We start from the raw sequence: 12,645 nt of genomic DNA on the forward strand, positions 1-12,645 counted from the left end.
CCGCATAAGGAAATGTACGAAGAAGAGCTCAGAATCGCCGAAGATGATGATGAGTTTGCGGATAAGGAGGCCACGTAATGAATCTTGCAAAATTTGAGAATGCCCTGAAGATTGGGGAAACTGCGGCCATAGAGTTCAAACGGGCTGGTGGCACCATTGAAATGGACACCTTTGAAACGGTCTGCTCGTTTTCGAACCGATTCGGAGGCGATATTTACCTGGGGGTGCTTGACAATGGGACTGTTGTTGGCGTTCCTGAAAATGCAGCCCAGCCGATGGTGAAAAACTTTATCAGTGCCATCGGTAATCCGGACTTGTTCAGCCCCACGCTTTATCTTGAACCAGAAATTTTCAAGTACCGCAAGAAAACCTTGATTCATATCCATGTTCCTTCAAGCGGCGAGGTACATTCGTTCAAGAAACGGATTTATGACCGCGTAGACGAGGCGGATGTCAAGGTGACTGCGACAGCAAAAATTGCGCAGATGTATATCCGCAAGCAAGAAATCTACACAGAACGCAGGGTGTATCCGTACGTAAAGTTGAAAGACTTGCGCTTGGATTTACTGCCGATGATACGGATTCTAGCCAAGAACAACGCTGGCGGTAGCCACCTTTGGGAAAAACTTTCGAACAGGGATTTGTTGAAAAGTGCAGGGCTTTATGCCGAGGATCATGTTACCGGCAAAAATGGGTTCAATCTTGCCGCGGTGATGCTTCTTGGTCGCGACGAGGTTATTCGCGATATTTGTCCTGCTTACCAGACTGACGCTCTTGTCCGCAAGGTGAATGTTGATCGTTATGACGACCGTTTGACGGTAGTTACGAACTTGGTCGAAAGTTTTGAACAGCTTTTTAAATTCGCGGCGTTGCACCTGCCCGATAAATTCTATGTGGAAGGGGCCGAACGCAAATCTCTTCGGAATATTGTGGCTCGTGAAATGTTGGTAAACACACTGATGCATCGGGAGTATTCAAGTTCGTATCAGGCGAAGTTTGTGATAGAACAGGACAGAATGTATGTGGAAAATGCGAACAGGGCTCGGTTCAACGGTCCGATAACGCTGAGGAATCTTGAGCCGTTCCCGAAGAATCCGCTTATCGCGAGTTTTTTCCGCAATATCGGCTATTCGGAAAAGCTCGGTTCTGGAGCCCGGAAAATGTTCAAGTACGGGAGGCTTTATTCCGGTGTTGAACCTGAGTTTTTTGAAGATGATGTTTTCCGTATCATTCAACCGCTGAACGAAAATTATTCGTTTGATGCGGAAAATGAGGCTGGTGGTCAGAAAACTACAGAAAGAACTACAGATAGGACTACAGATAGGACTGCAGATAGGATTGTTCACGCCATAAAGGACAACCCTTATGTAACTTCGTCTGAATTGTCAGAAATCTGTGGAATAACCATTGATGGTATAAATTGGCAGTTGAAAAATCTCAAAAGCTCCGGCGTAATCGCCAGGATTGGAGGCAAACGCTTTGGCCATTGGGAGGTGTGCGACGAAATCAACGCCGAAATCGCCGCAGCCCGGAACGGGAAATAACGCGCAGGCGTTGACTTCCTGCAGGTCTCTTCAGATTTTTCTACATTTGGGCACGCTATGAAGAATTTGCGGTCCATATTGATGCCGCTGGCGATTGTTCTCGGGATTTTGCTCCCGCAGGCGCACGTGCTTTCGCCCATGATGCCCTTTCTTATCGGCTCGATGATGTTCCTGACGTTTGTCACGAAGATCCCGCCGCAGACTCACGGCTACACGTTCAAGATCGAGGCCCGCGCGTTTGTCGCAAGCCTTGTGCTGATTGCCGCCCTGTGGGGTATCGTGGAACTGTTCGGGCTCCCGCGCGAGGTGCTGCTGGGCGGTGCCATCATCGCGCTGTGCCCGCCGGCGAATGCCGCCCCCGCGATGGCCAAGATGCTCGGTGGTTCGGCGTCGCTTGCCCTCAAGATATTCCTGAGCGGGAACCTGCTCGCGTGCTTTTCCATCCCCGTCATTTTCGGGTACCTTACCGGCGCCGATGCGAGCCTCTCCGAAATCGCGATGAAGATTTTCAATACCATCCAGCCCATCATCAGCATACCGCTCGCGTTTGCGCTGGGCCTGCGCGCGTTTTACCCGGAGCTTGCCGACCGCGCCGCGAAATTCCAGAAGTACACGATGTTCATCTGGACGTTCTCGGTGTTCGTCATCATTTCGAAGGCGAGTTTCGATATCCGCGAGATGGGATTCATGGACCTGTGGAACAGCGGCAAGCTCCCGATGATGGCGGGGGTGTCGCTGGTGCTGTGCATTCTGCTCTTCTGGCTCGGGTGGTTCTGCGAACGCAAGCGCCGCCCTATCGAGGGGTCGCAGAGCATGGGGCAGAAGAACACGACGCTTGTCATCTGGGTTTCTACTTTGTACGCAGGCCCGGTGGTGGCGCTCGCCCCGACCTGTTACGTTATCTGGCAGAATCTGGTGCTCACCTGGATGAGCCGTGAAAAGACCCGCGAACGGATGCTCCGCGGCCAAGAAAAGAAAAATCCCTAGTTTACGGGCTCCCCGCTGTGTTCTAGGAATACGGCTGTGTTCTAAGAACACTTGTTTTGTGTTCTAAAATGCAAAAATTTTCTAGAAAATATAAAAAATGTAAAATTTAGCATAAAAACGCCATTTTTGTGCTCTATACCGTTGTTTTTGATTGTGAATAAATTATATTTGGAGTGATGAAGGCGATTGTAGAATACACTGATTATCGCAAGTTCATTCGTGACTACTACGAAGAACGCAAGCGTTGCTCGGCATTTACCTGGCGCGAGTTCGCCCGGAATGTCGGCTTTTCGTCGGCGGTCTACCTGAAGTATGTCTGTGAGGGGAAAAAGAACCTGAGCGTGTCTGCTGCAGGTTCTGTTGCTAGCGCCATGGGCCTCGTAGGGTTCGATTACGAATATTTTGTGCTCATGGTCTCGTATGCGCACGCGAAGAACGACAAGGCGAAAAGGGCCGCGTTCGAGCAGCGTTGTGCGCTTGCGATGGCGCACAAGGTGCGCGTCTTGGGGAACGAGGAATTCGACTATTTCAAGTCGTGGAGAAACCCGGTGATCCGTGAACTGGCTTCGCACATGCCTGGCGCGAAGCCGCTCGATATCGCGCGTGCCTGCAAGCAGAAGATTTCCGCGGCAGAGGTTTCAGAGACGCTCGATTTTCTGGTAAAGGCGAAACTCTTGAAGAAGGACGAGAGCGGTAGCTACCAGCAGACGGACAAGGCTATTTCCATGGGGAAGGTAGATGCAGTTCCGGTGGCGGCACGCGAGATGCAGCGGCAAATGGGGGAGTTTGCTGTGGCTGCATTGGACTTGCCGCTATCGGAACGCGATATGTCGGGTATTACCCTGGGACTGACGCACCGCGCCTACGAGCGCATAAAGAACGAGCTTGCGGACTGCCGCAGGCGTATCATGGCGATTGCTGTAGAGGACGACGATACGGAACAGGTGTATCGACTAAACATGCAGCTGTTCCCGATGAGCGAAAACATTAAGGACTACGGTCGTTTGAATAAGGGTGAAACGGATGAGAACCAAGTTGTGTAAGTGTGCCGGTGCTGTGTCGCCGCTTTTGTTGTTGCCCATGGCCATCATGGTATTCTTGGCTATCGGATGCTCCGACAAGGAAGTGGCTGGCGGCGCCTCGGAAGATGCGGGCATTGTCGCCGATATATCGGGCGTGTTCCAGAAGGGCCCGTTTGTCGAGGGTACGCCCGTGAAGGTGCGTGGCATTAACTGCAAGACTCTCGAGCCGACGGGCGAGATTGCCGAGGGCGAGATTGCGAACAGCAAGGGCGAATTCAATTTCGTGAAACTTAGTTTGTCTACATCGTGCGCCATATTTGAGGTTTCGGGGTACTACCTCAACGAGGTTACGGGCATGCAGACATCCGACATGTTCACGCTCCGCGCGATGACAAGGCTTACCGACCGCAGCAGCGTGAACGTGAACCTGTTTACGCACATGGAATACGAGCGCGTGATGCACCTGGTGGCCGTTAAGGGCATGGCCTTTACAGAGGCTAAGGAAAAGGCCGAGAAGGAGGTCTTGTCTACGTTTGGTATCGAGGGCGAGTTCGATGAGTTCGAGGACATGAACATATTCGAACCGGGCGACGGCAATGCGGCACTGCTTGCAGTGAGCGTGATGATGCAGGCCGATGCCGATGTCGCAGGGCTCTCGGAACGCCTGGACAAGTTCGACGAAGGATTTGCCGCGACCGGCGTGTGGAACGACGACGTGAAGGCGGATCTTGCCGAATGGGCTTCTGCCGCGCAGTACAACGGCAACCTCGAAGAAATCCGCAGCAATATCGAGAGCTGGAACCTTGCCGAAGAGCTGCCCGCGTTCGAGACGTTTGTGGAGAAGTTCGAGGAAAGTTACGAGAACAGCTCCGGAGTGCTGGGCGCATTTGATATCGACTGGAGCCGCCCTAGGGAGGCATACTTGAACCCCGACGTGGTGTACGATTCCATTGTCGACGAGCGCGATGGCCAGGTCTACAAGACCGTAAAGATTGGCGACCAGGTCTGGATGGCGCAGAACCTGAACTATGCCGACAGCGTGAGCACGCCGAGCCTGCTGGGGAGAACGCAGTGCTACGAAGACAAGCCCGAGCACTGCGAGGTGGCGGGCCGTAACTACACGTTTGCTGCGGCTATCGACTCGGTAAGGCTTGCAAACGATGTGGATAATCCGCGGAACTGTGGCTTCGAAAGGACGTGTTCGTTGACGGGCGAACAGGGAATTTGCCCGAGCGGCTGGCACCTGCCCGATTCTACTGAATGGAGAACCTTGCTCACGACTGCCGGTGCGTCTACGAAGCTCATGTCGAAGGTGGGCTGGTACTGGGAAGATGCCTCGGACGATTTCGGGTTTTCGGCGTTCCCTGCCGGGAATATTTACCGCGGGGATGCCTTCACCTATGCAGATACGCGCAGCGCTTCGTTCTTTATGCTTGCCGAAGATACGGAAGACAATCGCCTATCTTACTATATGGACTTGTTCGGAAGTTCGCCTAATGTGGCGGGGTCTTTCAAGGATAACGGGAACGCTATCCGTTGTGTTAAGGACTAGAAACTGTTTTACTACATTTTTTTGGAATGAACTGAGGAGAATTTATGTTTGAAAGGTTGACAAGAGGGCTCTTTGTAGCACTCACGACGTTACTCCCAGTGGCCCTGTTTGCGGCCGATGGTACCATGAAGGGCAACGGCTCCGCCGAAAAGCCTTTCCAGATCGAGGATTACGGCGACCTCAAGGCCATCGGCAAGGGCGCTTACCTTTATTCCTCTAACTATGTCTTGACGAAGGACATCGACGCTTCTGCATCGTGGAACGAGATGTGCAACGAGGACGGCTGCAACGGCTTTATTCCTATCGGAAAAAACAAGGATGCTGCCGACAGCGTGGCGTTCTGGGGAACTATCGACGGCCAGAACCATACCATCAGTAACCTGAAAATCTGGCTCCCTTGCGAAGACGATGTGGGCTTTATCCACGCGCTTATCGGCACTGTCAAGAACCTGAACTTTGACCACCTCCATGTGACGGGCAGGATTGACGAATCGCTCCATGTGGGTGGCGTCGTCGCAAGGCTTGTCGGGACTGTCGAGAATGTGCACGTGACGAACGGTTTTGTTCAGGGTAGAAAGCGTGTCGGTGGCATTGCGGGTTGCGCGATGAGGGCTATCGGATATGCCGATATGAAGGCGGTTTTGAAGAATGTCTCGTTCCAGGGCGATATCAAGGGCGAGGCGAGGATAGGCGGCATTGTGGGCGAGACGGATGAGGCTACGGTCGATAGCGCCTTCGCCGACGTGAACATCATTGTTATGGACGAACGTGCCGGTGGCATTGTCGGTTACAGCGACGGGCCTATTAGCAACAGCCGTTCCAGCGGAACGATTGTCCCCGGGGATACCGAAGTGGACGAGGTGGGCGGCATTGCAGGAAAGGCCGAAGAAGGAATACTCCGGTGCGTGTCGACAATGGACCTGATGCATTCGGGTTCCTACTTTTTTGATGAGGATATAGGAGGCATCGTCGGTGCTGGCAAATCTGTGACCTTGTCCTATGCACTTGGAACTGTCGAAGGAAAGGAATATGTAGGCGGTATTGCCGGAAGCGGCGTTGTGGTGTATTCTTTTGCGATGGGCACGGTGCGCGGCGGTCACCATGTCGGCGGCGTTGTCGGTTACGGGTCGGTCTCTGCCTCCTATGCGGCCAATGCCGTGCAGGGCGATAGCCTGGTCGGCGGACTTGTCGGAAAACTCGATGGTTCGGTCGAGAGTTCTTACTGGAATACCGAAGTTTCGGGACTTGATTCGAGTGACGGCGGCACGGGCCTTACGACTGCCCAGATGATGACGCTCTCGTCGTTTGCGGGCTGGGATACCCTGGGCTACAAGGCCTACGAAATAGTCCAGATGAACCCCTGTGATGGCTATGAAATGGATAGCGGCTGGTGCTACCGCGAGACGGATGAAATCATCAGGATCTGGGGTATTGACGAAGGCAAGTCCTTCCCCTACCTGACGGAAAATCCTTTCTCGAAGAAGTCGCTTATCCCGATTGCCCTCCCGACGGCGGCATCGAAGTGGCAAGAGAAACCGAAGGTCGCCGCGCTTGTCGAAGGCGATGGTGAGCTTGTCGGTGAATGGCTCGGCTGGGCAAAGCTGAACGAGCGGAAGGAGAATGCCTATTTCGGGGATTCCATCTATTACGGGTATAGGATTGGTATCGTGAATGGCACTGACACCGTCTGGGGAACTTCGAGCCATATGGCGGTGCCCAACAAGATCGAGATTTCGAGCATCGAGGAACTCCAGAAAATAGGAAACGATGTCGCGTATCCGCTTATTGCGAGTTACGAACTGACGAAGGATATCGACGCGTCGGGTTTTGCCTTCAAGCCTATCGGCGACAGCGTCCATGTGTTCAGTGGAATGTTCGACGGCAAGAACCACACCATCTCGAACCTGGAAATCAATGAACCCGATGGCGACTTTGTGGGAATGTTCAGCTTTACGGATGTGTCGGTTATCCAGAATGTGACCTTCAAGAACGCGAAGGTTACGGCGTCGTGGTATGCCGGCGTATTGGCGGGCGAAATAGACAAGTCGCTTGTGACAAACGTGGTTTCGTTGAATGGCGAGGTCTCGGGAACGTCGTTTATCGGCGGGTTGATGGGCGCTACGCGTTCGACCGAGCTGAACAAGGTGGCGACTACGGGCTCCGTGAAGGCGAACGATATCGTCGGTGGCATTATCGGCGCTTCCGCTTCGATTATAAAAGACGCGTTCTCGGTAAATGTCGTCAAGGGCTACGAAAATGTGGGTGGCGTTATCGGGCTTTCGGATGAGTTCTCTTCTGCCACGCTGCAGAGGAACATCTATTCTGCAAGCCTTATCAAGTCTCCCGAGCCGCGCGGGATTATCGGCGGTTCGTTCTTCGGGTCTGGCGAGAACATGGAGCATTGCTACTTCGACTCTACGATTACGGGGAATGTAAGAGGCGGTAATACCACGGAAGAGATGTTGAAGCAAACGACATACGAAGGCTTCAATTTCGATACCTTGTGGGCCATTCAGGAGGGCGTGTCGTACCCGTATTTCCAGGGCATGGAACCTATTCTGCCGGGGACGCTCGAGGACGACGGGACCGTCAATATGCTGGCGGGTTTCGGTACGGCGGTGAACCCCTACAAGATTGGCACTTACGATGAACTCAAGTATGTAGGCAAGTTCGAATACGGGCTCGACAAATACTATAAGCTTGTCGGCAATATCAAGGCCTCGGAATCGGCCAGGGAGAACTGCAATGCCGATAGCAGCCTGTGCAAGGGTTTCGAGCCGATCGGCGAATTCAGCGGCGTATTTATCGGTAATAACAAGATTATTGCTGGCCTGAACATCAACCGTCCCGACGAGGATTCCGTGGGCCTGTTCCGTTCGTTGGCAAGTGGCGCCGTGGTGACTGGGATTGTGTTTGATACGACTTCATATTTTACTGAAAGCTATTCCTACGATTCCGACAAGACCAAGGGTAAGATTCGCGGCAAGAACTACGTCGGTGCTCTCGCCGGTGTTGACAAGGGCGCCGCGGTCGAGAACATCTTCGTGAAGTACGATGTCCGCGGTACGGACTACGTGGGTGGCGTTGCCGGCAAGAAGGATGCGGGCTCCATCGTGAGGAGCGCATCGAAGGATACCATTGTGGGCGAGGAATATGTCGGCGGCCTGTTCGGCAGCCTGGGCCAGGCTACGGTCAAGGATTGCTTCGGGGCAAGCCCCGTAATCGGTTCGCAGCGCGTCGGCGGGTTGACGGGATCTTCCAGCAATGCGACCGTGCAGAATTCCTATGCAGTCGGCAATGTCCTGGGGACTTCCAAGTTTGGCGGCGTTGCCGGCGAAGACGTGGGCTCCACCTACACGGCGGTGTATTACGACAGCACTATTTGGTTCCAGACCAAGACGACGGCAGCCGGCGAACTCCGGAATACGGATCAGATGGTCCAGAAGGAGAACTACGAGGGCTGGGATTTCGAGAAGACCTGGAGGATTGCCGCCGATACCACGTATCCTTACTTTACCTGGATGTGCACGAACAGCTACCTGTCGAAGACGATGGACGAGAGAATTCGCCCCAACCGCTATGTCGACGTGACGATGATGCACATGGAGGGTTCCGGCACCAAGGATGACCCGTTCCTGGTCAAGACATACGGCGACCTGAAATCTATCGGGTTCGGCAAGTACAAGCTTTCGGCGGTGTATCAGCTGGCGAACGATATCGATGCCTCGGCGTCTGCAGACGAACTTCTCAGGTGGAATGCGGAGAAGGGATTCAAGCCTATTGGGGAGATGGAATACTTTGGGAACCATTATGGCGATTACGGCATACAGGATACGTCGGAGTTCTCCGGAAAATTCTACGGTAACGGGTTCAGCATAGATAACCTCACCATATGCTACAAGAAATATCAACCGTCCGGGTTTATCGATACGCTGGCACCGTCTGGCCTTATCGAAAATCTCACGTTCAAGAATCTGACTTACTCTAAAGCCGAGACGGTTGGCCTTGTCGGAACGAACTATGGTGTAATCAAGAACGTCCATGTGGAAGCGACTTACGATTCTGTGCCTGAGGCTGCGGGTTTTGCCTCCTACAACAGGGGCTCTGTCGAGAACTGCACCATCAAGGCGCAGATCATCGGAGGTTATCCCTTTGCGGGCGTCGCCTATGCGAACGATGGCAAGATTACCAAGGTTAAGGCGGAGGTTTCCGGGACCACGGGCGATTTTGCCGGCATCGCGCTGGTTAATGGCGGCCTTATCGACAAGGCGACCGTGACGGCGAATGTGGTTTCCAAGTATGGTACCATGGCCGGTATAGCCGGGTTGAACAGGAAGACCGGAAGCATCGGCACGAGTTCTGCCACGGTGAATATGACCAGTACGGATGGCGGTACGGGTCATGCCTATTATTACGAGGCCCTGTATCAGATAGTCTCTTTATACATCGATGGTATTGGTGGAATCGTGGGTGTCGATAGCGGCTCCGTTACCGGTTCTACGGCGTCGGGCGTAATCATCGCTCCGAATTCTATCAATGTGGGTGGCCTGGTCGGTGCCGCCTATGGCAAGAAGCTCGATAGCCTGCATGCGAAAGTCGACGTGACCGGTTACAATTTCGTGGGTGGCTTTGTTGGCCGGAACGGTACCCGCATATCCAACAGCTATGCCATGGGCAATGCCGAGGGACAGCACAGTGTGGGCGGCTTTGTGGGCGAGGTCGATTCCGCCGGTGTCATCGAAAGGTCTTTTGCTACGGGTAATATGTTCGTCGAAGGTGGCGGCTTTGTCGGTTCGAATTTCGGAACCGTCAGGCAGTCCTATGCGACGGGCGATATCAATGGTAGGGCCGGAACTTTTGTCTATCGCAACTACGCCCTAATCGAGGACTGCTATTCGACAGGCAATGCCTATGTAGAACAGGATAGGGGGTACGCTTCTGGTTTTGCAGGACAAAAATGGGCTGGAAATATCAGGGGCTATAGCGTGGGCGCAACCATTGATGGAGAAACGCGCCTGTGCTCCGGGATGGACGGACGCTACGATTCTCTTGACATAGTCTACTACCTTGCCGACAACTGCATCGATTCCCTGTCGAAGGGCGTGGGGCTTACGTACAGCAAGATGCACCAGCAGAAATCGTTCTCCGGGTTTGATTTCGATTCCGTCTGGTACATCAAGGAAGGCGTGAGCTACCCGATGCTGCGCGGCATGCCGAACGTTCCTGTTGCGGGCAAGGTCGAACTGACATTCGGTGAAGGCAAGTTCCAGGCGAAGTCTGTACGTTCCAGCATTCTGAACGGTGCGTTCGTGATGGATTCCTCGTACAAGGTTGTTGTGAAGCTCGACGAGGCGAGCGAGGCATTGCTCGATTCTCTTGATAGCGAGGGCGAAAATGCCGTGGGCGACTTTAAGGTGCTCTACCGCGTGGGCATGCTGTTCGATGGCGATACCATGTGGGGCTCTCCGACGCAGGCTACGTTCAGCGTGGAAGGCACGACCGTGGTTGCCGCGCCGAGTCTCGAAGGGCAATTCGGTGCCGCCTTCCATGGCCCGCAGGTGACGCTCCAGTTTGATGTTCCTGCCGCGGGTGCGGTAAAGTTCGCGCTCATGGATATGCAGGGCCGTGCCGTACGCTCGTTCGACCTGGGGCAGCGTTCCGCGGGTGCGTATAGCGAAGCGCTCGATGCCGGTGCGATTGCTCGCGGGCGCTATGTGGGCGTGCTGCAGGTGAACGGTCGCATCGCCGGAAAGACGCTGATGCTAAAAAGGTAGCCCATGACCCACGCCGAACTCCTAAAGCGCCTGCAGGCCGAACAGGATTTGAAGTACCGCGACTTTCACGCATCGCTTTTGCCGAACATCGACAAGAAATCGATTATCGGCGTGCGCGTGCCCACTATGCGGAAGATTGCGAAGGAGTTCGCGGCGGGTGGATCTATGGGCGCAAAAACCGTGCCGGCCGATGTCGCCAAGTTCCTGGACAAGTTGCCGCACAGGTATTTCGAAGAGAACCAGGTGCACCTTTTTGTGGTGGAACACATCAAGGACTTTGACGAATGCCTGCGTCGCATTGAGCAGTTTTTGCCCTACATAGACAACTGGGCGGTTTGCGACGGCAAGTCGCCCAAGGCTCTGCTCAAGGACGAACCACGCTTTTTGGCAAGCATCGAAAAATGGCTCAAGTCGCGTGAACCCTATGCGGTGCGCTTTGGCGTGAACATGCTCATGAACTTTTTCCTGGACGCGCGATTCGACAAGAAGTTCTTGAAGTGGGTCGCGGCCATCGATGAAACGCTGTTTAATGATGGCGGTCGCGCGGAATGCCCAACCGACCGCTACTATGTGCAGATGGTAATCGCCTGGTACTTCGCGACGGCGTTTGCCAAGCAGTGGGCTGCGGCCTTCCCCTATATCGAAAAGCGCAGGCTTTCGCCCTGGATACACGCGAAGGCCATCCAGAAGGCGTGCGAAAGTTACCGCATTACCGATGCGCAGAAGGCTATTCTCCGCGGCCTGAAATAAGATTGGGCGCCCTGGCGGGCGTTTTTTTTGTATCTTGTTCCCTGTATGCTTAAGAACCCTCTGCTGATATCCCTGCTGGTGTGCGCCACTGCCTTCGCGGCGAGTGGGCGTTACTGGAATACGGGGCTCGGCGGGGTCACATTGCAGCACCTTTCTATGCAGGCGTCGCCACGCAGCGCCGCGCTCTCGGGTGCGGGCGTCGCAGACCCCTTGCGGGTATCCGAGGTCACGCGCAACCCGCTGGCCATTACGCGTATTCAGGCCGCCGAGTTCGGGCTGAACCAGATTGTTTTTGGCGACGCGGGCGCAGATGACTTTGTTTCGGTTTATTACGGGCTCCCGCTGGGCGAAAGTTTCGCTCTCTCCTTCGGGCTCGAGTACCTCGGGTACGACGATATCGAGGGTCGAGACGAGAATGGCGAACTCGCTGCGGAATACGGGGCGTATGCCTGGGCCGCACAGGCGGGTTTCGGTAACCGCGGCAAGGCTTTTGGCTGGTCGGCGACGGCACGCTTTGCGTACCAGACCATCGACGACGAGTCTACCGTTGCGTTCCTTGGCGATGCGGGCGCTATCTACCGCGTGGGGCAGTATGTGTCCTTCGGTGCGACCCTCACCAACTTTGGCTACGTGAGCGACAGCGAGTACAGCGGCGCGCACGAGGCCGCCCCGATGGCCTTGCAGGCGGGCGTCACGGGAATTGTCCCTATCGCGCGCATCTTCAATCTCGAGAGCCTCTGGGACTTGCACCTTTCCGCCGATATCTACCGCCGCGCCGACATGGATGCGCCCGAATGGCGGTTCGGTACCGAGATCGCCTACCAGGAATTCCTGCTGTTCCGCGCGGGCTATGCGCTGCGCCCGAATACCGAAGACGGCTTCAGCGCCGGTATCGGGTTCTCGTTCGGCGGGATCATTTTCGATTACGGCTATTCGCCGCGCCCCGCACTCGGCGACGGCAACCACTACCTTGGTCTTGGCGTGCGCTTCTAGTTGCCGCCGCCGGTGGCAGCCTA

The 12,645-nt window shown here is 54.7% G+C and carries 7 protein-coding genes; all 7 read left to right on the plus strand.

The genetic code is table 11. The features are described 5' to 3' along the window. The first annotated feature begins 77 nt into the window (after nt 1-77). The 7 genes from B7994_RS13365 (at nt 78) to B7994_RS13395 (ending at nt 12,622) form a co-directional block, all read left to right on the plus strand. Nucleotides 78-1,544 (plus strand): RNA-binding domain-containing protein, encoded by a 1,467-nt coding sequence (locus tag B7994_RS13365; protein WP_088638964.1) that lies wholly within the window; start codon nt 78-80, stop codon nt 1,542-1,544. Nucleotides 1,545-1,601: 57 nt separating this feature from the next. Then, complete coding sequence (locus tag B7994_RS13370; protein WP_144063906.1) at nt 1,602-2,531, plus strand: hypothetical protein; 930 nt, start codon at nt 1,602-1,604, stop codon at nt 2,529-2,531. 176 nt (nt 2,532-2,707) lie between these two features. Further along, entirely contained in the window at nt 2,708-3,574 is an 867-nt protein-coding gene (locus B7994_RS13375) for a TIGR02147 family protein (RefSeq protein WP_088638966.1), read from the plus strand. Then, the gene (locus B7994_RS13380; RefSeq protein WP_088638967.1) at nt 3,555-5,105 is read left to right on the plus strand and encodes a fibrobacter succinogenes major paralogous domain-containing protein; all 1,551 of its coding nucleotides are present in this window, start codon (nt 3,555-3,557) and stop codon (nt 5,103-5,105) included. Before B7994_RS13375 ends, B7994_RS13380 begins: the two co-directional genes overlap by 20 nt. A 44-nt stretch (nt 5,106-5,149) precedes the next feature. Continuing rightward, nucleotides 5,150-10,879, plus strand: coding sequence for a hypothetical protein (locus B7994_RS13385; protein ID WP_144063907.1), 5,730 nt, complete (start codon nt 5,150-5,152; stop codon nt 10,877-10,879). A gap of 3 nt (nt 10,880-10,882) precedes the next feature. After that, entirely contained in the window at nt 10,883-11,629 is a 747-nt protein-coding gene (locus B7994_RS13390) for a DNA alkylation repair protein (RefSeq protein ID WP_088638969.1), read from the plus strand. Between the two features lie 45 nt (nt 11,630-11,674). Continuing rightward, entirely contained in the window at nt 11,675-12,622 is a 948-nt protein-coding gene (locus B7994_RS13395) for a PorV/PorQ family protein (protein WP_088638992.1), read from the plus strand. The last annotated feature ends 23 nt before the right edge of the window (nt 12,623-12,645 follow it).

Origin of the sequence: Fibrobacter sp. UWR2 (assembly GCF_002210285.1) — a bacterium.
Taxonomy (GTDB): domain Bacteria; phylum Fibrobacterota; class Fibrobacteria; order Fibrobacterales; family Fibrobacteraceae; genus Fibrobacter.